This is a genomic window from Streptomyces abikoensis, assembly GCF_014648775.1.
Classification (GTDB): domain Bacteria; phylum Actinomycetota; class Actinomycetes; order Streptomycetales; family Streptomycetaceae; genus Streptomyces; species Streptomyces abikoensis.
The window spans coordinates 206,557-228,087 of record NZ_BMRT01000006.1 but is presented as its reverse complement, the minus strand read 5'-3'; the positions used below and the strand labels follow the sequence as shown (position 1 = coordinate 228,087).

The 21,531-nt window shown below is 71.8% G+C and carries 19 protein-coding genes; 4 read left to right on the top strand and 15 right to left on the bottom strand.

What is annotated here, in order from left to right:
* The first annotated feature begins 179 nt into the window (after window positions 1-179).
* Together IE096_RS20910 and IE096_RS20905 are read left to right on the top strand one after the other, a co-directional pair.
* Window positions 180-986: a peptidylprolyl isomerase gene (locus IE096_RS20910; RefSeq protein WP_189453953.1), complete on the top strand. Its 807-nt coding sequence runs from the start codon at window positions 180-182 to the stop codon at window positions 984-986.
* A gap of 214 nt (window positions 987-1,200) precedes the next feature.
* Window positions 1,201-2,430: a DUF349 domain-containing protein gene (locus tag IE096_RS20905; protein ID WP_189453951.1), complete on the top strand. Its 1,230-nt coding sequence runs from the start codon at window positions 1,201-1,203 to the stop codon at window positions 2,428-2,430.
* Window positions 2,431-2,501: 71 nt separating this feature from the next.
* Here IE096_RS20905 and IE096_RS20900 read toward each other — a convergent pair whose 3' ends face one another.
* The 12 genes from IE096_RS20900 to IE096_RS20845 all read right to left on the bottom strand — a co-directional run bounded on the left by IE096_RS20900 (window position 2,502) and on the right by IE096_RS20845 (window position 15,118).
* Window positions 2,502-5,063 carry a RelA/SpoT family protein gene (locus IE096_RS20900; RefSeq protein WP_189453949.1) on the bottom strand — a complete coding sequence of 854 codons (2,562 nt, stop codon included), beginning with the start codon at window positions 5,061-5,063 and terminating at the stop codon, window positions 2,502-2,504.
* A 167-nt stretch (window positions 5,064-5,230) separates the two neighbouring features.
* On the bottom strand, window positions 5,231-5,779 hold the full coding sequence (locus IE096_RS20895; protein ID WP_189453948.1) for an adenine phosphoribosyltransferase: 549 nt from the start codon (window positions 5,777-5,779) through the stop codon (window positions 5,231-5,233).
* Complete coding sequence (gene secF / locus IE096_RS20890; RefSeq protein ID WP_189453946.1) at window positions 5,776-6,900, bottom strand: protein translocase subunit SecF; 1,125 nt, start codon at window positions 6,898-6,900, stop codon at window positions 5,776-5,778. The genes IE096_RS20895 and secF overlap by 4 nt, the downstream gene beginning before the upstream one ends.
* Before the next feature lies 1 nt (window position 6,901).
* Complete coding sequence (gene secD, locus IE096_RS20885) at window positions 6,902-8,731, bottom strand: protein translocase subunit SecD (RefSeq protein ID WP_189453944.1); 1,830 nt, start codon at window positions 8,729-8,731, stop codon at window positions 6,902-6,904.
* Window positions 8,732-8,879: 148 nt separating this feature from the next.
* Complete coding sequence (yajC, locus tag IE096_RS20880) at window positions 8,880-9,383, bottom strand: preprotein translocase subunit YajC (RefSeq protein ID WP_189453941.1); 504 nt, start codon at window positions 9,381-9,383, stop codon at window positions 8,880-8,882.
* A 163-nt stretch (window positions 9,384-9,546) separates the two neighbouring features.
* On the bottom strand, window positions 9,547-10,620 hold the full coding sequence (gene ruvB / locus IE096_RS20875) for a Holliday junction branch migration DNA helicase RuvB (protein ID WP_189453940.1): 1,074 nt from the start codon (window positions 10,618-10,620) through the stop codon (window positions 9,547-9,549).
* A 121-nt stretch (window positions 10,621-10,741) separates the two neighbouring features.
* Window positions 10,742-11,356, bottom strand: a complete 615-nt coding sequence (gene ruvA, locus IE096_RS20870; RefSeq protein WP_189453938.1) for a Holliday junction branch migration protein RuvA — start codon at window positions 11,354-11,356, stop codon at window positions 10,742-10,744.
* A complete protein-coding gene (gene ruvC / locus IE096_RS20865; RefSeq protein ID WP_189453936.1) occupies window positions 11,353-11,904 on the bottom strand; it encodes a crossover junction endodeoxyribonuclease RuvC in 552 nt (183 codons plus the stop codon). The genes ruvA and ruvC overlap by 4 nt, the downstream gene beginning before the upstream one ends.
* Before the next feature lie 130 nt (window positions 11,905-12,034).
* Complete coding sequence (locus tag IE096_RS20860) at window positions 12,035-12,787, bottom strand: YebC/PmpR family DNA-binding transcriptional regulator (protein ID WP_126913341.1); 753 nt, start codon at window positions 12,785-12,787, stop codon at window positions 12,035-12,037.
* A 60-nt stretch (window positions 12,788-12,847) separates the two neighbouring features.
* Window positions 12,848-13,441 carry a pyridoxal 5'-phosphate synthase glutaminase subunit PdxT gene (gene pdxT / locus IE096_RS20855; RefSeq protein WP_189453934.1) on the bottom strand — a complete coding sequence of 198 codons (594 nt, stop codon included), beginning with the start codon at window positions 13,439-13,441 and terminating at the stop codon, window positions 12,848-12,850.
* A gap of 140 nt (window positions 13,442-13,581) precedes the next feature.
* Entirely contained in the window at window positions 13,582-14,493 is a 912-nt protein-coding gene (gene pdxS / locus IE096_RS20850) for a pyridoxal 5'-phosphate synthase lyase subunit PdxS (RefSeq protein WP_126913343.1), read from the bottom strand.
* Window positions 14,494-14,575: 82 nt separating this feature from the next.
* Entirely contained in the window at window positions 14,576-15,118 is a 543-nt protein-coding gene (locus tag IE096_RS20845) for a LemA family protein (protein WP_189453932.1), read from the bottom strand.
* Between the two features lie 191 nt (window positions 15,119-15,309).
* Between IE096_RS20845 and IE096_RS20840 the strand changes: the two genes are divergently transcribed.
* Complete coding sequence (locus IE096_RS20840; protein WP_229820436.1) at window positions 15,310-16,008, top strand: VC0807 family protein; 699 nt, start codon at window positions 15,310-15,312, stop codon at window positions 16,006-16,008.
* Between the two features lie 276 nt (window positions 16,009-16,284).
* Here IE096_RS20840 and IE096_RS20835 read toward each other — a convergent pair whose 3' ends face one another.
* Genes IE096_RS20835 through pgsA form a run of 3 tightly spaced genes read right to left on the bottom strand, consistent with a single transcriptional unit; the run spans window position 16,285 to window position 19,030 of the window.
* Window positions 16,285-17,445 carry a glycosyltransferase family 4 protein gene (locus IE096_RS20835; RefSeq protein ID WP_189453930.1) on the bottom strand — a complete coding sequence of 387 codons (1,161 nt, stop codon included), beginning with the start codon at window positions 17,443-17,445 and terminating at the stop codon, window positions 16,285-16,287.
* Window positions 17,442-18,371, bottom strand: a complete 930-nt coding sequence (locus tag IE096_RS20830; protein WP_189453928.1) for a phosphatidylinositol mannoside acyltransferase — start codon at window positions 18,369-18,371, stop codon at window positions 17,442-17,444. Before IE096_RS20830 ends, IE096_RS20835 begins: the two co-directional genes overlap by 4 nt.
* Window positions 18,368-19,030, bottom strand: coding sequence for a phosphatidylinositol phosphate synthase (gene pgsA / locus IE096_RS20825; RefSeq protein WP_189453926.1), 663 nt, complete (start codon window positions 19,028-19,030; stop codon window positions 18,368-18,370). The genes IE096_RS20830 and pgsA overlap by 4 nt, the downstream gene beginning before the upstream one ends.
* Before the next feature lie 243 nt (window positions 19,031-19,273).
* Between pgsA and IE096_RS20820 the strand changes: the two genes are divergently transcribed.
* Complete coding sequence (locus IE096_RS20820) at window positions 19,274-21,481, top strand: elongation factor G-like protein EF-G2 (RefSeq protein WP_189453924.1); 2,208 nt, start codon at window positions 19,274-19,276, stop codon at window positions 21,479-21,481.
* Window positions 21,482-21,531 lie beyond the last annotated feature (50 nt).

Genomic DNA, 21,531 nt, shown 5'->3' with positions numbered 1-21,531 from the left:
TAATGATCGGCGAGTTCTTGCAGGCGGTCTTTCCGGCGGACGCCCCCGAGGCGGGGACACCCGACCGCCTCAGAGCCTACCGGCGGCACTCCCACCACGGCGAACCCGTATACGGTACGGGCGACAGTTGCGATTCGTGGCTTATGACATGCACAGCGACGGCACGAGGAGAGGACCCGGTGGTCAGTAACGAGCAGCGGCGGCGCCAGCTCGCCCGGGAGAAGTTCGAACGCCAGCAGCAGCGCCGCGAGGCGGCCCGCCGCAAGGCCCGCCGCCGGAACGCGGTGATCGCCGCCGGAGTGGCCGTGGTGCTGGCCGCGGGCGCGACCGCGTACGCCACCGGTGCCCTGGTCGACGACGGCGGGAAGAAGGACGTCGCCGCCGACGCCGCTCCCACGCCCAAGAAGGACCCCTGCGCGAAGCCCGCTCCGGGCACGCCGTCCGCGAAGACGTGGAAGTCCGAGCCGGAGATGACGGTCGACAAGTCGGCGTCGTACGCGATGAACCTCACGACCACGTGCGGCGCCATCGACCTCAAGCTCGACGCCGCGAACGCCCCGCACACCGTCAACTCCTTCGACTTCCTGGCGAAGGAAGGCTTCTTCGACCACTCCAAGTGCCACCGGCTGACCACCGCGGGGATCTACGTCCTCCAGTGCGGCGACCCCAAGGGCACCGGCCAGGGCGGCCCCGGCTACACGATCGAGGACGAGAACCTCAAGGACCCGAAGCTCAAGGGGAACGTCTACCCCGCGGGCACGGTGGCGATGGCCAACACCGGCCAGCCGCACACCGGCGGCAGCCAGTTCTTCCTCGTCTACCAGGACAGCCAGCTGCCGCCGCAGTACACGCCGTTCGGCACCATCGGCGCCGAGGGCATGAAGACGCTGAAGAAGATCGCCGACGCGGGCGAGAGCTCCGGGGCCGGCGACGGCGCGCCGAACGCCACCGTCGTCATCGACAAGGCGGCGGTGACCAGAAGCTGACGCCCGTACGGCGAAATTTCGGTCGCGCGGGATACGGACAGCCGGGCCGCCGTTCGCCTATGTTGGCGTTGTGTAGGGTGCCTGCTCCGACGGTTCCGCGCACCCGGATGATCAAGCCGTCGGACCCGGTCAGGGCGCGGCCCTGCCCGGCAACAACTGTGGACGATGCGCGCGGGCCGCGACGACGGCCCCGCCATCATGTGGAGGAGGCGCTGTGAGCAGCGACCCGTGGGGCCGCGTCGATGAGACGGGCACCGTGTACGTGCGTACTGCCGACGGCGAGCAGGTCGTCGGCTCGTGGCAGGCGGGGTCCCCTGAGGAGGCCCTGGCTTACTTCGAGCGCAAGTACGAGGGCCTGGTCGTCGAGATCGGCCTCCTCGAGCGACGGGTGAGGACCACCGATCTCTCGGCCAAGGACGCGATGGCCGCGATCGATCACATCCGCACCCAGGTCGACGAGCATCACGTGGTGGGCGACCTGGACGCGCTGCGGGAGCGGCTGGACAAGCTCGTCGCCACCGTCGACACGCGCCGCGAGGAGCGCAAGGCGGCGAAGGCCAAGCAGTCCGAGGAGGCCCGTACGGCCAAGGAGGCGCTGGTCGCCGAGGCCGAGGAGCTGGCGGCGAGCGAGCAGTGGCGCTCGGCCGGCGAGCGGCTGCGCGCCCTGGTGGACACCTGGAAGGGGCTGCCCCGGCTGGACCGCAAGACCGACGACGAGCTGTGGCACCGCTTCTCGCACGCCCGGTCGGCGTTCTCCAAGCGGCGCAAGGCGCACTTCGCCTCGCTGGACGCGCAGCGCGAGGAGGCCCGCAAGGTCAAGGAGAAGCTGGTCGCCGAGGCCGAGTCGCTCTCGGGCTCGACGGACTGGGGGCCGACGGCCGCGCGCTACCGCGACCTGATGGCCGACTGGAAGGCCGCCGGGCGCGCCCAGCGCGAGGCGGAGGACGAGCTGTGGGCCCGTTTCCGGGGCGCGCAGGACGTCTTCTTCCAGGCCCGCGGCCAGGTCTTCGCCGAGCGCGACGCCGAGCAGTCCGGCAACCTCACGCTGAAGGAGGAGCTGGTCGTCGAGGCCGAGAAGCTGCTCCCGGTGACCGATCTGAAGGCGGCCCGGGCCGCGTTCCGTTCGATCAACGAGCGCTGGGAGGCCATCGGCCATGTGCCGCGCGACGCCCGCCCGAAGATCGAGGGCCGGATGCACGCGGTCGAGCGGGCCATCCAGGAGGCCGAGGAGGCCGAGTGGCGGCGCACGAACCCGGAGGCGCGGGCCCGTGCGGCCGGGCTGACGGGTCAGCTCCAGGCCGCCGTCGACAAGCTCCAGGAGCAGGTCGACAAGGCGCGCGCCGCGGGCAACGACGCCAAGGCCAACAAGCTCTCGCAGGAGCTCGAGGGCCGCAAGGCGCTGCTCGACCAGGCCCTGAAGGGCCTTGAGGAGTTCGGCGGCTGATCGAGCCGTTGACGCGGTAAGGGGCTCCGGCTATTGCCGGAGCCCCTTACTCATGGACCGCTATGGACCGCTTACGGCCTGCGGGCCGACGTCACGCGGTAGACGTCGTAGACGCCCTCCACGCCGCGCACCGCCTTCAGGACGTGCCCCAGGTGCTTGGGGTCGCCCATCTCGAAGGTGAAGCGCGAGGTGGCCACCCGGTCGCGGGAGGTCTGCACGGCGGCCGACAGGATGTTGACGTGCTGGTCGGACAGTACGCGGGTGACGTCCGAGAGCAGCCGGGAGCGGTCCAGCGCCTCCACCTGGATGGCGACGAGGAAGACCGACGACTGCGTCGGCGCCCACTCCACGTCGAGGATCCGCTCGGGCTGCTGCGAGAGCGAGTCGACGTTGACGCAGTCCGCGCGGTGCACGGAGATGCCGTTGCCCCGGGTGACGAAGCCGATGATCGGGTCGCCGGGGACGGGCGTACAACAGCGGGCCAGCTTCACCCACACGTCGTCCACGCCCTTGACGACCACGCCCGGGTCGGCGCTCGAACGGCGCTTGGAGCGGCCGCGGATGGGCGGTGCCGCCTCCTCGATGTCCTCCGTGGCCGCGTCCTCGCCGCCGAGGGCCTGGACGAGCTTCTGCACCACGCCCTGCGCCGCGACATGGCCCTCGCCGATGGCGGCGTAGAGGGAGGAGATGTCGGGGTAGCGCATCTCGTGCGCGAGGGTGACCAGCGAGTCGCCGGTGAGGATCCGCTGGATCGGCAGGTTCTGCTTGCGCATGGCGCGCGCGATGGCGTCCTTGCCCTGCTCGATGGCCTCGTCGCGGCGCTCCTTGGAGAACCAGGCGCGGATCTTGTTGCGGGCGCGCGGGGACTTGACGAAGCCCAGCCAGTCGCGGGAGGGGCCGGCGCCGGTCGCCTTGGAGGTGAAGACCTCCACCAGGTCGCCGTTGTCGAGGGTGGACTCCAGCGGGACGAGCCGGCCGTTGACCCGGGCGCCTATCGTGCGGTGGCCGACCTCGGTGTGGACGGCGTAGGCGAAGTCGACGGGCGTGGCACCCGCCGGGAGCGCTATGACGTCGCCCTTGGGCGTGAAGACGAAGACCTCGTTGCGCGAGAGGTCGAAGCGCAGGGACTCCAGGAACTCGCCCGGGTCCTCGGTCTCCTTCTGCCAGTCGAGGAGCTGCCGCAGCCAGGCCATGTCATTGACGGTGTCCTGGTTCTTGCCGGCGTTCTTGGGCACGTCGGTACGGATCTTGGAGGCGCCGGCGACGGCCTCCTGCTTGTACTTCCAGTGCGCGGCGATGCCGTACTCGGCGCGGCGGTGCATGTCGAACGTGCGGATCTGGAGTTCGACGGGCTTGCCGCTGGGCCCTATGACCGTCGTGTGCAGCGACTGGTACATGTTGAACTTGGGCATCGCGATGTAGTCCTTGAACCGCCCCGGCACCGGGTTCCACCGGGCGTGGACGGTGCCGAGCGCCGCGTAGCAGTCGCGGACGGTGTCGACGAGGACGCGGATGCCCACCAGGTCGTAGATCTCGGCGAAGTCCCGGCCCCGCACGATCATCTTCTGGTAGACGCTGTAGTAGTGCTTCGGGCGGCCGGTGACGGTCGCCTTGATGCGGGCGGCGCGCAGGTCGGCCTGGACCTCGTCGGTGACGACGGCCAGGTACTCGTCGCGCTTGGGGGCCCGCTCGGCGACGAGCCGGACGATCTCGTCGTACATCTTGGGGTAGAGGATCGCGAAGGCGAGGTCCTCCAGCTCCCACTTGATGGTGTTCATGCCCAGCCGGTGGGCCAGCGGGGCGTAGATCTCCAGGGTCTCGCGGGCCTTCTTCTCCTGCTTCTCCCGCTTGAGGTAGCGCATGGTGCGCATGTTGTGGAGGCGGTCGGCGAGCTTGATGACCAGGACGCGCGGGTCCTTGGCCATGGCGACGACCATCTTGCGCACGGTCTCGGCCTGCGCGGCCTCGCCGAACTGCACCCGGTCGAGCTTGGTGACGCCGTCGACGAGCAGGGCGACCTGGTCGCCGAAGTCGCGGCGGAGGTCCTCCAGGCCGTACTCGGTGTCCTCGACGGTGTCGTGCAGCAGGCCCGCCATCAGGGTGGCCGGATCCATGCCCAGCTCGGCGAGGATCGTGGTGACGGCGAGGGGGTGGGTGATGTACGGGTCGCCGCTCTTGCGCTTCTGGCCCCGGTGCCAGCGCTCGGCGACCTGGTAGGCCCGCTCGATCTGGCGCAGCGTTGCGGCGTCGGCCTTCGGGTCGTTGCCGCGCACGATGCGCAGCAGCGGCTCGAGCACGGGGTTGTACGGGCTGGAGCGCTGGACGCCGAGGCGGGCGAGGCGGGCGCGGACGCGGCTGGAGGAGCCGGGCCGGGGCGCGGGGCCCTGTGGGGACGTGGGGCGGGCCGGGGCCTGGCCGCCCGCCGGCTGGGGGCGGGCCGCGGTGGGCTGCCGGTCGGCCTTGTGCTGCGGGGTGCTCGCGGCGGCCTGCGGCCGGTTCCGCTCCCCGTCCGCGGCCGGGCCCGGGGCGTCGCCCCGCGGGCGGCCGGAGGGCGTGCCCGTGACCGCCGCGGCCTCGGGAGACGGCTTCTTGTCCTGTTGAGCGGCGGTGAGCGGCTGGACCTCGTCTGGCAAGAGCACTCCTCATGCGTACCGGCCCCCCGTTCAGGTCCGGACTGCCATGGTATCGATCCCGGCCACCGGACCGCCGCGCACGGGGCGCCATCAGGAACAACAGCGGCGGGCACCGGGGACTTCCCCGGTGCCCGCCGCGTGTGTGGGCCCACCCTCGAACGGGCGGCTCAGACGGTGATCAGCGCCTCCAGGGGCGCGCCGTCGAGGGCGGGCTCCAGCCGGGCGCGGCCGGGCAGGAAGCCCAGCTCCATCAGCACCGCGACACCGGCGACCTCGGCGCCGGCGCGGCGGATCAGCTTCAGGGACGCCTCGGCCGTGCCACCGGTGGCCAGCACGTCGTCGATGACGAGGACGCGGTCGCCCTCGACGAGGGCGTCGGCGTGCATCTCGATCTCGGCGGTGCCGTACTCCAGCTCGTACGACTGGGCCAGCGTGGCGCCGGGAAGCTTGCCCGCCTTGCGGACGGGCACGAAGCCCAGCCCGGCACGGACGGCGACCGGGGCGGCCAGGATGAACCCGCGGGCCTCCAGGCCGACGACCTTGGTGGCGCCGTGGCGCTCGCAGAGCCCGGCGAGGGCGTCGGTGAGCGCGGCGAACGCCTCAGCGTCGGCGAGCAGCGGGGTGATGTCCTTGAACATCACGCCCGGCTTCGGGTAGTCCGGCACGTCGTGGATGCGGCTGAGCAGCAGCTCGCGCAGCTCCTGCGGGGCGCTCATCGGCGCTTCCCCGAGGGACGGCCGCCGCGACCGCGGCTCTGGCGGCGCTGGGAGACGACCCCGGCGGCGGCGTCCTCCGGCTCCTCGTCGTCCGCGCCGTCAGCGTCGGACGGCTCGCGGTCCTGGACGGCCCCGCCCGCCTCGGCCTTGGCGGCGTCGGCGGCACGGCGGGCACGCACCCGCTTGGTCAGGGCCTTCATCTGCGGGTCGCGCTCCTTGAGGTCGGCGACCAGCGGGGTGGCGATGAAGATCGAGGAGTAGGCACCGGCCGCGAGGCCGACGAACAGGGCGAGCGAGATGTCGTTGAGCATGCCCGCGCCGAGGAAGCCGCCGCCGATGAACAGCAGGCCGGCGACCGGCAGCAGCGCGACGACCGTGGTGTTGATGGAGCGCACCAGCGTGCCGTTGAGGCTGCGGTTGGCGATCTCGCTGTAGGTGAAGCGGGTCTGCTTGGTGAGGTCCTTCGCGCTCTCCTTCAGACCGTCGAAGACGACGACGGTGTCGTAGAGGGAGTAACCGAGGATCGTCAGCAGACCGATCACGGTGCCCGGGGTGACCTCGAAGCCGACGAGCGCGTAGACGCCGACGGTGATGGTGAGGTCGTGGATCAGGGCGATCAGCGCGGCCAGCGCCATCCGCCATTCGAAGGCGATGGCCAGGTAGACGACCACGAGGATCATGAAGACGCCGAGGCCCGTCCAGGCCTTGTTGGCGATCTCATCACCCCAGCTGGGGCCGACGATGTCGGTGTTGACCTTGTTCAGGTCGACGTCCAGCTTCTTGGCCAGCGCTTCCTGCGTCTTGCGGGACTGGTCGGGGGTGAGGTCGCTGACCTGGACGCGCAGCGTCTTGTCACCGAGCTTCTGGACGATCGCGGGGTGACCCGAGACGTCCTGGGCCGTCTTGCGGGCGGCCTCGGCCGAGACCGAGGTCTTGGGGGTGGTGAAGACCGCGCCGCCGGAGAACTCGATGCCGAAGTTCAGACCACGCACCGCCAGGCCGACGATGGCCGTGATGGTGATCAGGATCGAGATGCCGTACCAGATCTTCCGCTTGGCCACGAAGTCGTAGCCGACCTCGCCGCGGTAGAGCCGGGCGCCGAGAGTACCGAGTCGCGACATCTCACGCCTCCTTCGGGTCGACGGTGGCGGAGGGACGGCGGCGGGAGGCCCGCAGCGGCGGCTTGGCGCCGAGCCGCTGGGGGTCCAGACCGGACCACGGGTGGCCGCTGGCGAAGAACTTGCGGCGGGCGAGGATCGTCATGAGGGGCTTGGTGAAGAGGAAGACCACGACGACGTCGAGGAGCGTGGTGAGGCCGAGGGTGAACGCGAAGCCCTGCACCTTGCCGACGGTGACGATGAAGAGCACCGCGGCGGCGAGGAAGGAGACGAAGTCCGAGACGAGGATCGTGCGGCGGGCGCGCGGCCAGCCGCGCTCCACGGCGGGACGCAGGGTGCGGCCCTCGCGGATCTCGTCGCGGATGCGCTCGAAGTAGACGATGAACGAGTCGGCGGTGATACCGATGGCGACGATGGCGCCGCAGACGGCCGGCAGGTTCAGCGCGAAGCCGATGGCCGGGCCGAGCAGGACCATGATCGTGTAGGTGAGCACGGCGGAGCACGCGAGGCTCGCGAGGGCGACGAGCGCCAGACCGCGGTAGTAGATCACCAGGTAGAGCACGACGAGGGCGAGGCCGATGGCACCGGCGATCAGGCCGGCCCGCAGCTGCTCACCGCCGAGCGCGGCGGTCACCGTCTGCTCGGTGACGACGTCGAAGGACAGCGGCAGGGCGCCGTAGGACAGCACGTTGGCGAGGTCCTGAGCGCTCTGCTGGGTGAAGCCACCGGAGATCTCCGCCTGGCCGCCGACGATGGACGTGCTCACGGACGGGTCGGAGACGACCTCGCCGTCGAGGACGATCGCGAACTGGTTCTGCGGCGACGGCTTGCCGGCCAGCTGGCCGGTGACGTCGGCGAACTTCTTGGCGCCGGAGGAGTTGAACTTCAGCTGGACGAGCCAGCCCTTGCCGCCCTGGGAGTCGAAGACGGCGTTGGCGTCCTTGATGGTCGCGCCCTCCACGGCCACCGGGCCGAGGATCTCCTTGACGGAGCCGTCCTTGCGGCACGCGACGATGGGGTCGGTGGGCTTGGCCGCGGAGGCGGCCTCGTTGGCCTTGGAGCGGCTCTCCTTGGTGGAGCAGTCGAGGGCGTCGAGCTGCTTCTGGAGGGCGGCCATGCCACCGGTGCCCGGGGTGGGCGGCGGGGTGGGCGCCTTCTTGTCGTCCTTCTTGGCGTCGTCCTTCTTGCCGTCGGCGTTCTTGCCGTCGGACACGGACGCGGTGGCCTGCGGGGTCGGGGTGCCGTCGGCCTTGAGGGCGTCGGTCACGGGACGGCCCTGGGGACCGGTGGAGGCGGAGGACGAGCCGGAGGGCTTGTTCTTGTCGCCGGACTTGTCAGCCGACTTATCAGCGGACTTGTCGCCGGACTGGCTCCCCTTGCCCTTGTCGGCCGAGGAGGAGGGCGTCGGCTCGGGCGTCTTGACACCGGCGGTCGCGGTGAGGACGGGCCGGAAACCGAGCTGAGCGGTGGTGCCTACCTGCTGGCGAGCCTGCTTCGCGTTCGTCCCCCGGGGGATGTTCACGATGATGTGCTTGCTGCCCTGCGTCTGGACCTCGGCCTCGGTCACACCAAGACCGTTGACACGCCGCTCGATGATGCCGACGGCGGTGTCCATATTGGTCTTGTTGATCGCGTTGGGCTTGCCCGGCTGGTTCTTGGCCTCCAGCGTGAAGCTGGTGCCGCCCGCGAGGTCGATGCCCAACCGCGGTGTGGTGTGCCCGGAGGCGAACATCCCCCCGGTGAGCGCCACCATGGCGATCAGGATCAGGGCCAGGACTCGTCCCGGCCTGCCCTGGCCGCCCGGGGACCTGCGGCCCTTCTTCGGTGCTGCCACCTTGTCGTTTCTCCCTGTCCAACCGCCGGGCGTCGGGTGTTCGCCGGGCGGCCACGAAATGATGTGGGGACCTGCCCCCGCCGGAGCCTAGACCGTAACGGAACCGCGGCGCACCGCTCAGTGGGTGCTCCGCGGTTCCGGAGAAGGACTACTTGGCGTCGGTGTCGCCGTCCCGCTTCGCGTCCTTGTCCTTCGGCTCGGTCGCCTCGCCGGACTTCTCGGCCCCCGCCTCGGTGTCCTTGGTCCCGCCCTCGGCCGGAGCGGCGCCCTTGCCCAGGTCGATCTTCTTGTCGACCGGGGGCTCGCCGGTCTCGACGGCCTCGGTGAGCGAGGAGGCGTCGTCGGGCACGACCGGCGTCTCCTCCGGCTCGAGGCCGTGGACGATGCGGTTGTACTCGGCGTCCTCCAGGACGGCGCCGATGGCGTTCTTCGCGTAGATGGCGTGGACGCCGGGGGCGACCTCCAGGAGAACCGTGTCGTCGTGGATCTCCTTGACGGTCGCGTACATGCCGCCGATCGTCCGGACACCGGTACCTGGCTGCATCTGGTCGCGCATCTGCACGGCCTGGCGCTGCTTGTTCTTCGCCGAGCGCGTCATCAGGAACATGGCCCCGATGAGCACGATGAACGGCAGGAGAGTCGCGATATTCACGGGACGGGGATTCCTTCACACGACCGCTGGGGAAACGGCCTGGTCTACGGGGGTGGTATGCCGTGCGATACGGACGGCATCGGCGGAGTCTAAGCGGTTCCGCACCGATGGAACAACGCCCAGCATGGCACCGTGGTTCCTGACCGGACCAGCCCCCGCGCCGTCACTCCCCGAAGAGACCCCGCTGTCCGGGTGCCCCGCCCTGCTGCGGCGGCACCAGCCCGAGGTGCGCCCAGGCCGCCGGGGTGGCGACCCGGCCCCGGGGCGTACGGGCCAGCAGGCCCTCGCGCACCAGGAACGGCTCGGCGACCTCCTCGACCGTCTCGCGCTCCTCCCCCACGGCCACGGCCAGCGTGGACAGCCCGACGGGACCGCCGCCGAAGAGCTTGAGCAGCGCGGTGAGCACGGCCCGGTCCAGCCGGTCCAGCCCGCGGCCGTCCACCTCGTACACCGCCAGGGCCTGGGCGGCGATCTCCTGGGTGATCACACCATCGGCCTTGACCTGCGCATAGTCGCGGACGCGGCGCAGCAGCCGGTTGGCGATGCGGGGCGTGCCACGGGAGCGGCCGGCGATCTCGGCGGCGCCCTGGTCCGCCATCTCCACGTCGAGGAGGCGGGCGGAGCGGCGGACGACGCGCTGGAGCTCGGCGGGCGAGTAGAACTCCATGTGGCCGGTGAAGCCGAAGCGGTCGCGCAGCGGGGGCGGCAGCAGCCCGGCGCGGGTAGTGGCGCCGACGAGGGTGAAGGGCGGCAGCTCCAGGGGGATGGCGGTGGCACCGGGCCCCTTGCCGACGATGACGTCGACCCGGAAGTCCTCCATGGCCATGTAGAGCATCTCCTCGGCGGGCCGGGACATGCGGTGGATCTCGTCGAGGAAGAGCACCTCCCCCTCGGTGAGGGAGGAGAGGATCGCGGCCAGGTCGCCGGCGTGCTGGATGGCGGGGCCGGAGGTGATGCGGATGGGGGCGCCCATCTCGGCCGCGATGATCATCGACAGGGTGGTCTTGCCGAGGCCGGGGGCGCCGGAGAGCAGGACGTGGTCGGCGGTGGCGCCCCGGGCGCGGGCGGCCTTCAGGACGAGGTCGAGCTGTTCGCGGACGCGCTCCTGCCCGATGAACTCGTCGAGATCCTTGGGCCGCAGGGCGGCCTCGACAGCCTGATCCTCCCCGTCGGCGGCGGTACCGACGAGGCGGTCGGCCGCGGGGGGTGCGTAGGTGGACTCGTCGTCCCAGTTCACGAGTAAAACCTCACGGTTGGAGAAGTTTGTGGGCGGGCGTTCCGCAGGGCTGGGGGCACCTCCCAGCGGTAGCTGGGGGAGGGTGGGCACAAACCCACCACCGGCCCGCACCGCACCCCGCTCACCGAGCCCGGTTGAGCGTCTGCAACGCCGCCCGCAACAACTGCCCGACCTGCGGCGTACCACTGGCTTCAGCCTGCGGCGCGACGGCCTCGACGGCCTCGTCGGCCTCACGGCTCGCGTACCCGAGCCCGACGAGCGCGGCATGCAGCTGATCCCGCCACCCCGCGACACCGGCCGAAGCCCCCGTGCTCAGCGGACCGGCAGAGCCGACCGGCGCCCCCAGCCGGTCCTTGAGCTCGAGGAGCAGCTTCTGCGCCCCCTTCTTCCCGATGCCCGGCACAGCCGTGAGCGCCTTCTCGTCCCCGGCGGCGAACGCCCGCCGCAGTGCGTCCGGCGAGTGGACGGCGAGCATGGCCTGGGCGAGGCGGGGGCCGACCCCGCTGGCGGTCTGGAGGAGCTCGAAGGTCTGCCGCTCGTCGTCGTCGGCGAAGCCGTAGAGCGTCAGGGAGTCCTCGCGGACGACGAGGGACGTCGCCAGTCTGGCGGGCTGTCCGACCTTCAGCCGGGCGAGCGTGCCGGGGGTGCACTGGACGGCCATGCCGACGCCGCCGACCTCGACGACGGCGGTGTCCGGGGCGAGGGCCGCGACCGGCCCGGAGACGAAGGCGATCATCGGGTGCCCTTCGGGATGCGTACGGGGGTGGGGGTGCGGCGGTGGGCGGCGGCGAGCTCCTGCAACCGGTTGGTCGCGGGCGCGCGCCAGATGTGGCAGATGGCCAGGGCCAGGGCGTCGGCGGCGTCGGCCGGCTTGGGCGGCGCGTCGAGCCTCAGCAGCCTGGTGACCATGGCGCCGACCTGGGCCTTGTCGGCCCGGCCGGAGCCGGTGACGGCGGCCTTGACCTCGCTGGGCGTGTGGAGGGCGACGGGGAGCCCGCGCCGGGCGGCGCACAGCATGGCGACCGCGCTGGCCTGGGCGGTGCCCATGACCGTACGGACGTTGTGCTGGCTGAAGACCCGCTCGACCGCCACGTACTCGGGGCGGTGTTCGTCGAGCCACTGCTCGATGCCGCGCTCTATGAGGACGAGCCGGTCGGCCACGTCGGCGTCGGCCGGGGTGCGGACGACGCCCACTCCGACCATGCGCAGCGGACGGCCCGCGACGCCCTCCACCACTCCGACACCGCATCGCGTCAGCCCCGGGTCCACACCGAGCACCCGCATCGCGCCCCTCCCTCCGCTCACCTGCTCGGGCAGGCTATCGGCTGCCACTGACAACGGCCGCTCACGCCGACGGGCCAGTGGGACACGTGTCCCACTGGCCCGTCCGCCGACCGCAGCCGGAACGCGACGCCTACGCGTCGACCTTGGCCATGACCTCGTCGGAGACGTCGAAGTTGGCGAAGACGTTCTGGACGTCGTCGCTGTCCTCGAGCGCGTCGATCAGCTTGAAGATCTTGCGGGCGGCCTCCTCCTCGAGCTCCACCTGCATGGTGGGCACGAAGTTGGCCTCGGCCGAGTCGTAGTCGATGCCGGCCTCCTGGAGGGCGGTGCGGACCGCGACCAGGTCGGTGGCCTCGCTGAGGACCTCGAAGCTCTCGCCGAGGTCGTTGACCTCCTCGGCGCCCGCGTCCAGGACCGCGCCGAGGACGTCGTCCTCGGTGAGCTCGCCCTTGGGGACGATGATGACGCCCTTGCGGTTGAACAGGTAGGACACCGAGCCCGGGTCGGCCATGGAGCCGCCGTTGCGGGTCATGGCGACGCGCACGTCGGAGGCGGCGCGGTTGCGGTTGTCGGTGAGGCACTCGATGAGCACCGCGACACCGTTGGGGCCGTAGCCCTCGTACATGATCGTCTCGTAGTCGGCGCCGCCGGCCTCGAGGCCGCCGCCGCGCTTGACCGCGGAGTCGATGTTCTTGTTCGGGACCGACTGCTTCTTCGCCTTCTGGATGGCGTCGTAGAGCGTCGGGTTGCCCTCGATGTCGACGCCGCCCATGCGGGCCGCGACCTCGATGTTCTTGATCAGCTTCGCGAAGAGCTTGCCGCGCTTGGCGTCGATCACGGCCTTCTTGTGCTTCGTCGTAGCCCATTTAGAGTGGCCGGACATCTCGCCTGTCTCCTTCGCGTAACCAAATTCAGAACGAACGACAGAGATCCTACCGGGATCTCACGAGCGGGTGGAGCGGACCATCTCCACGAACAGCTCGTGGACCCGGTGATCGCCCGTGAGCTCCGGATGGAAGGACGTGGCCAGCACGTTTCCCTGCCGGACGGCGACGGTGTGGCCGTCGTGAACGGCGAGGACCTCGGCCGCCGCGCCCACGGACTCGACCCAGGGGGCGCGGATGAAGACGCCCTCGACGGGCCCGCCCTCGACGCCGGCCACCTCGACCTTCGCCTCGAAGGACTCGTTCTGCCGGCCGAAGGCGTTGCGGCGCACGATCATGTCGATGCCGCCGAGGGTCTCCTGGTCCTCACGACCGTCCAGGATCTTGTCGGCGAGCATGATCATGCCGGCGCAGGTGCCGTAGACGGGCATCCCGGCCCGGACGCGCTCGCGCAGCGGCTCCAGCAGACCGAAGATCACCGCGAGCTTGGACATGGTGGTGGACTCGCCACCGGGTATGACCAGGCCGTCGACCTCGGCGAGCTCCTCGGGCCGGCGCACGGGCCGGGCGAGGGCGTCGGCCGAGGCCAGGGCCACGAGGTGTTCGCGGACGTCGCCCTGGAGGGCGAGGACGCCGATGGTGGGGGTGGACACGGTGGGCACTGCCTCTCGGGTCGGTTGCGGCGGGGCGGTCGGGCCGGCCGGTGGACCGCACCCACCGGCCGCCGGTGGTACGCCGGGTGGGCGGCCCGCCGTGTAGCCGCGGACCGCCCACCCGGGATGAACGTGTGCTGTTACCAGCCGCGGTTGGCGTAGCGCTCGGCCTCGGGCAGGGTGTCGCAGTTGATGCCGACCATGGCCTCGCCCAGGTTGCGGGAGGCGTCCGCGATGATCTTCGGGTCGTCGTAGAAGGTGGTGGCCTTCACGATGGCGGCGGCGCGCTTGGCGGGGTCGCCGGACTTGAAGATGCCGGAGCCGACGAAGACGCCCTCGGCGCCCAGCTGGCGCATCAGCGCGGCGTCGGCCGGGGTGGCCACGCCACCGGCGGAGAACAGCACGACCGGCAGCTTGCCGAGCTCGGCGACCTCCTTGACCAGCTCGTAGGGGGCGCGCAGCTCCTTGGCGGCGGCGAAGAGCTCGTGGTTGTCGAAGCCGCGCAGCTTGGCGATCTCGTTCTTGATCTGGCGCAGGTGGCGCACGGCCTCCACGACGTTGCCGGTGCCGGCCTCGCCCTTGGAGCGGATCATGGCCGCGCCCTCGGCGATGCGGCGCAGGGCCTCGCCCAGGTTGGTGGCACCGCAGACGAAGGGGGTGGTGAAGGCCCACTTGTCGGAGTGGTTGACCTCGTCGGCCGGGGTGAGGACCTCGGACTCGTCGATGTAGTCGACGCCGAGGGACTGGAGGACCTGGGCCTCGACGAAGTGGCCGATGCGGGACTTGGCCATGACCGGGATGGAGACGGCGTTGATGATGCCCTCGATCATGTCCGGGTCGGACATCCGGGCCACGCCGCCGTCCTTGCGGATGTCGGCGGGCACCCGCTCCAGAGCCATGACCGCGACCGCGCCGGCGTCCTCGGCGATCTTCGCCTGCTCCGGGGTGACGACGTCCATGATCACGCCGCCCTTGAGCTGCTCGGCCATGCCGCGCTTGACGCGCGCGGTGCCGGTCTCCGGAGTCTGGGGCGTGCTGGGGGTGGACACGATGTGACCTCGCTATCAAGGGCCGGTATTGCTGCATCGTCATCAAACCGGCGTTCGAGGTGCGGGAAAAAGGGCCAATCCGGGGTCAGTGGCCTGCCCGGTCGGCCAGGACGGCCGGAGGCTCGTCGTCCATCTCGAAGGCCATCGGGAAGGGGGCGTGACCGGCCAGCCGGAACCAGCGCACCTTGCGGTGCCGGCGCAGCGCCCGGGCCGCCCGTACGGCGTCGTTGTGGAACCGGCGGGCCATGGGCACCCTGCGGACCGCCTGGGTCAGCTCGGCCAGCGACTCCTCGCCGCCGGGCGCCTGCCGGACGGCCTCCACCTGCGGGGCCTCGGCGAAGACGGCCCGCAGCGCCTGGCTGAGCTCGCTCTCGGCGACCTCGCGGTGCTCCTCCTCGGCCTGCCGGGCCGCGTGGGCGGCCTGGTACATCACCATCGAGGCGGCCGGATCGAGGATCCCGGCGGTGGCGAGCTCCTGGGCGACCGAGGCCCGCCGGAGCAGCTGGGCGTCCAGGGCCGCGCGGGCGGCGTCGATACGGCTGTGCAGCCGGTCCAGCCGGCCGGCGGTCCAGCTGAGGTAGACGCCGATGACGACCAGGGCGGCCGCGATCCAGATCAGTGTGGTCACGCCGGGTCACGTTACCGTCCGGCTCCCGTGCGGAGGCCCGGCAGCCGTCGGAGGTCTCCACCCGGGGGTGGAGGACGGGGTGGAGGCGGCGATCGGGAAACCGGCCCTGGCTCCGATCCGTCTCCACCCGTCCGGCTTCTAACGTCGAAGCAGATCGCCGGATCGCCGGGCCGAACCGCTGGAGGCACCTCATGGAACGGATGGAATCGCGTGGTGCGCGCCCCGCGCGGGCGCTGCTCGCGCCCCTCGCCATCAGCGTCGCGCTGCCCCTGGCGGTGTATTACGCGCTGCGCGCGCAGGGCATCGCCCAGTGGCAGGCCCTGCTGCTGAGCAGCGCCATACCGGCGGCGCACGCGCTGGTCACGGCCGTGGTGCGGCGGCGGGCCGAGGTCTTCGACCTGCTGATCGTGGCCCTGCTCGCGGTCTCGGCGGTGACGTCCCTGATCAGCGGCAGCCCCCGGGTGCTCCTGCTGAAGGACGCGGGGCTCCCGGCGGTGCTGGGCGTATGGATCCTGGGCACCTTGTTCGCGGCCCGGCCCTTCGCCTTCCAGTTCGGGCGACGGCTGAGGGATCCGGTGGCGGAGGAGGAGGCCGAGCGCGTCTGGGACGGGATGCCGGAGTTCCGGGCGGCGCTGCGGGGGCTGACGGTGCTGTGGGGCGGGGTCGAGCTGCTCGACGCGGCGTTGAGCACGCTGGAGGCGCTGTCGCTGCCGGTCGATGTGGTGCCGGTGCTCGGCAGGTTCCAGTCGATGGGCCTGATCGCCCTGCTCGTGGTCGTCACGATCCGACGCAGCCGGGCGTTCCGGGCCCGCCACGGCCTGGGCCTCTTCGGCGTCCGTCCCGCGGCGTCCCCGACCGGCGAGGAGATACCGGGCCGGGTCGGGGCCTGACGGGGGGGGAACGGGCCCGGCCGGACCGCCTACGGGGGGGAACGGGCCCGGCCGGACCGCCTACGGGGGTGGCGGTCCGACCGGGTACCGGGCCCCGTAAGGGGCGCGGGGAACTGCGCGACCAGCCACGGACGGCCCGCAGGCGCCCGACAGGACCGCCCCGCATGGCGGGACCGCCCAGGCATACCGGGACCGCCCGGCACGCCAGGGCCGCCCCCCCACGGGGAGCCCGGCACGCCAGGGCCGCCCGGCACGCCGGGCCCGCGCGAGGGGCACTCAGTCCCGGGCGAGCCCGAAGCGGGCGCGAAGGCTGGTGCGTTCGTCCGCGGCGACCGAGGCCGCGCCGGCGGCCACCGTCTCGTAGACGGCCAGAATGTCCGCACCGACGGTCGACCAGTCGAACCGGCGGACGTGCCGGCTCCCCCGCTCGCTCAGCTCCGCCCGGCGGGCGGGGTCCGCCAGCAGCCGCAGGGCCGCGTCGGCGAGGGCGTCCGCGTCCTCGTTGGCGAAGAGCTCGCCGGCCGCTCCCTGGTCCAGGACCTGCGTGAACGCGTCCAGGTCGCTGGCAAGGACGGGCGCCCCGGCGGACAGCGCCTCGACGAGGATGATGCCGAAGGACTCGCCGCCGGTGTTGGGGGCCACGTAGAGGTCGACGCTGCGCAGCAGACGGGCTTTTTCCTCGTCGCTGACCATGCCGAGGAATTCGACGTTGCCGCGCATCTCGGGGGGCAGTGTGGCGACGGCCTCCTCCTCGTCGCCTCGGCCGGCGACCAGCAGCCGGGTGTCCGGGCGCTCGGCGAGGATCCTCGGCAGGGCGCGCATCACCACGGGCAGGCCCTTGCGGGGCTCGTCGATGCGGCCGATGAAGCCGATGGTCCCGCCCTGCCACTCGGGCCGGGGCTCGGCGGAGGCGAAGAAGTCCACGTCGACGCCGTTGGGGATGACGACGGCGTCGCCCCCCAGGTGTTCGACCAGGGTGCGGCGGGCGTATTCGCTCACGGCGATCCGGGCGCTGATCTTCTCCAGGGCGGGCTGGAGGATCGGATAGGCCGCGATCATGGCGCGGGAGCGGGGGTTGGAGGTGTGGAAGGTCGCCACGATGGGGCCCTGTGCGGCCCAGCAGGTCAGCAGTCCCAGGGAGGGGGAGGTGGGCTCGTGGATGTGGATGACGTCGAAGTCGCCGTCGTGGAGCCAGCGGCGTACCCGCGCGGCGGAGAGGAAGCCGAAGTTCAGCCGGGCCACGGAGCCGTTGTAGGGCACGGGGACAGCCCGGCCGGCGGAGACGACGAACGGGGGCAGGGGGGTGTCGTCGTCGGCGGGTGCCAGGACCGACACCTCGTGGCCCAGCCGGATGAGGTGCTCGGCCAGGTCCCGGATGTGGAACTGGACGCCACCGGGGACGTCCCAGGAGTACGGGCAGACGATCCCGATCCTCACGGTTTCTCCGTTCCGGAGCTCTCGGCGGGGGGCCGGGGCCGCCGGTCGAGATCGGCGAGCCACAGCCGCTGGAGCATGTGCCAGTCCTGGGGGTGCTCGGCGATGCCGGAGGCGAAGGCGTCGGCCAGTCGCTGGGTCATGGCGGCGGCCTTCTCGGCCCGGGTGCCCGTCGTGGGCACCTCGATGGGTGGGTGGATCCGGCCGCGCATCACCGGGGAGCGGTCGTACCAGAGGGTGGCGGGCAGCAGCACGGCGCCCGTCTGCACGGCCAGCACGGCGGGCCCGGCGGGCATCTTCGCCGGTTCGCCGAAGAAGTCGACCTCTATGCCGGAGGAGGACAGATCGCGGTCGGCCACCAGGCAGACCACCCCGCCGGCGCGCAGCCGCCGGGCGAGGGTGCCGAAGGCGCTGCCGCCCGCGTGGGGCAGCACCTCCATACCCAGCCCCTCGCGGTAGGCCACGAAGCGGTCGTAGAGGGTCTCGGGCTTGAGGCGCTCGGCGACGGTGGTGAAGGGCTGGTTCATCGCGGTGGTGAGCCAGGCCCCGGCGAGGTCGTAGTTGCCCATGTGGGGCAGGGCCAGGACGACGCCCCGGCCGGAGGCCAGGGCCTCTTCCAGGTTGTGGCGGTCCTGGGGGGCGAAGCCGGTGCGGATGCGCTCCGCGCTCCAGGAGGGCAGCCGGAAGGACTCCATCCAGTAGCGCATGTAGGAGCGCATGCCCGCCCGGGAGAGTTCGGCGAGCCGGCGGGGGTCCGCGTCGGGGACGACCCGGGCGAGGTTGGCCTCCAGGCGCAGCACGCCCTTGCCGCGTCGCTTCCAGGCCAGGTCGGCGATCCGGCGCCCCAGCTCGGCGGCGACGGGTTCGGGGAGCTTCTTGACGGTGCCCCAGCCGAGTCCGTAGAGGGAGTCGGTCAGCCGTTCCCTCACGCGCCCTCGCCCCCGCCGGGGGCCACGGCGGCGTCCGCCTCGGCGGCCTCGCGGCGTACGGTCACCACGCGCTGGATCAGGGTGATCAGGCTGCCGACGGCCACGATCCACAGGGCGATGGGCAGCAGGATGTCGATGTGCGGCACGCCGAACTTGTGAAGGCCGGAGAAGCCGCAGGCCACCAGGGAGATCACCAGGCGTTCGGCGCGTTCGACGAGGCCGTTGACGTTGACGGGCAGGCCGATGCTCTCGCCGCGCGCCTTGGTGTAGGAGACCACCTGGCCGCTGGCGAGGCAGAAGATCGCCACCGCGCACAGCAGGGTGTCGTCGCCGCGCCCCGCGTACCAGAGGGCGAGGCCGCCGAAGATGGCCGAGTCGGCGACCCGGTCGAGCGTCGAGTCGAGGAAGGCGCCCCAGCGGCTGGACCGGCCGAGCTGACGGGCCATGTTGCCGTCGACGAGGTCGGAGAAGACGAACAGGGTGATGACGACCGTGCCCCAGAAGAACTCGCCCTGGGGGTAGAAGACCAGCGCCCCCGCCACCACACCACCGGTACCGATGAGGGTCACCGCGTCGGGGCTGACGCCGAGGCGGATGAGCAGGGCGGCGAACGGCGTGAGAACACGCGTGAAGAACGCACGCGCGTACTTGTTCAGCATGGCCTTCCCGGAGGGTCGTGTGCGGGCCGGATGGTCGGAAGGACACCGGCTGGCCCATCGTAGCCAGGCGGCCGGTGGCCGCCGCGCACGCGTCGTGCACCTGGACCATGGCGCAGGTCACGCCGGTCCCCGGCCGGGGCGGCGCCGGCCGGCGGGTTGCGTTCGCGTGTGCGACGTATGGACGCAGCGTGACCACGGTGGAAAGCTCGAAGGACCGCAGGTGTCGACCGGGAGGCGAGACACATGGGCGAGAAGACGAGTACGCATCCAGGGGCCGCCGGCAGGGCCGTGACGGCCGACCGGCCCGGCAACATCCGGAACGTGGTGCTGGTCGGCCACAGTGGCTCCGGCAAGACGACGCTGGTGGAGGCGCTGGCCCTGGCCACCGGCGCGCTCAATCGCGCGGGCCGGGTCGAGGACGGCGCCGCCGTCTCCGACTACGACGAGATCGAGCACCGCCAGCAGCGCTCGGTCCAGTTGTCGCTGGTGCCGGTCGAATGGGCCGGGATCAAGATCAATCTGCTGGACACACCCGGTTACGCCGATTTCGTCGGCGAGCTGAGGGCCGGTCTGCGCGCGGCGGACGCGGCCCTCTTCGTCGTCTCGGCGGCGGAGGGTGTCGAGGGCATCACCGGGCCGACCCGGATGCTCGGGGAGGAGTGCGCGGCGGTGGGCATGCCGCGCGCGATCGTGGTGACGCACCTGGAGGCGGCGCGGGCGGACTTCGAGGTGATGACGGAGGCCTGCCGTGCCGCCTTCGGCGGCGACTCCTCCGACAGCGTCCTCCCCCTCTACCTCCCGCACTACGGCCCGGAGGGCGGGGACGGGCACCGCCCGGTGACGGGGCTGACCGGGCTGCTCACCCGGCGGGTGTTCGACTACTCCTCCGGCGCCCGGACCGAGTCCGATCCCGGCGCCGAGGCGCTGCCCGGTATCGAGGAGGCCCGTAACCGCCTCATCGAGGGGATCATCGCCGAGAGCGAGGACGAGACCCTCATGGACCGCTATCTCGGCGGTGAGGAGATCGACGTCAAGACGCTGATCGAGGATCTGGAGCGGGCCGTGGCGCGCGGCAGCTTCCATCCCGTGCTGGCCGCGGCCCCCGCCGCCGACGGCGCCCGGCAGGGCCTGGGCACCGTGGAGCTGCTGGAGCTGGTCACCGGCGGCTTCCCCACGCCCACCGAGCGCGCGGTCCCCGCCGTCACCACGCCCACCGGCGCGGCGCGCCCGGCGCTGGCCTGCGATCCCGACGGCCCGCTCGCCGCGGAAGTGATCAAGACCGCTTCGGACCCGTACGTCGGCAGGATCTCCCTGGTGCGGGTCTTCTCCGGCACCCTGCGCCCCGACGAGACCGTGCACGTCTCGGGTCACGGGCTGGAGGACCGGGGGCACGAGGCCCATGACGTGGACGAGCGGCTCGGCGCAATCTCCTCGCCGTTCGGCAAGCAGCAGCGCCAGCTCGCCCAGGCCATCGCCGGCGACATCGCCTGCGTGGCCAAGCTCGCCAGCGCCGAGACCGGCGACACCCTCTCCGGCCGGGCCGACCCGCTGCTGATGGAGCCCTGGCTGATGCCCGACCCGCTGCTGCCCGTCGCCATCCAGGCGCACAGCAAGGCGGACGAGGACAAGCTCTCCCAGGGCCTGGCCCGGCTGGTCGCCGAGGACCCCACGATGCGGCTGGAGCACAACCAGCACACCCGCCAGGTCGTCCTGTGGTGTCTGGGCGAGGCCCATCGCGACGTGGCCCTGGAGCGGCTGCGCACCCGGTACGGCGTCCAGGTCGACGTGGTGCCCCACAAGGTCTCGCTGCGGGAGACCTTCGGCACCCGGGCCGCCGGCCGCGGCCGGCACGTCAAACAGTCCGGCGGCCACGGCCAGTACGCCATCTGCGAGATCGAGGTCGAGCCGCTGCCGGGCGGCTCCGGCATCGAGTTCGTCGACAAGGTCGTGGGCGGCGCGGTGCCGCGCCAGTTCATCCCCTCGGTGGAGAAGGGCATCCGCGCCCAGGCCGCCAAGGGGGTCGCCGCCGGGTATCCGCTGGTCGACGTGCGGGTGACCCTCGTCGACGGCAAGGCCCACTCGGTGGACTCCTCGGACGCCGCCTTCCAGACCGCCGGCGCCCTGGCCCTGCGCGAGGCCGCCGCCGAGGCCCGCATCCACCTCCTGGAGCCGGTCGCGGACGTCCAGGTGCTCGTCTCCGACGAGTACGTGGGCCCCGTGATGAGCGATCTGTCCGGGCGGCGCGGCCGCGTGGTCGGCACCGAGCAGTCCGGCTCGGGCCGCACCCTCGTCCGTGCCGAGGTCCCGGAGATCGAGATCGGCCGGTACGCGGTGGACCTGCGCTCGCTCTCCCACGGCACCGGGCGGTTCAGCCGCTCCTACGCCCGGCACGAGCCGATGCCCCCGCAGGCCGCCGAGCGGATCCGCGAACAGGCGGAGAACGGAGCATAGTTCGCGAGCCGCCCGTATCAACTCGCCGGGTACGGGCGGCTTTCCGATCC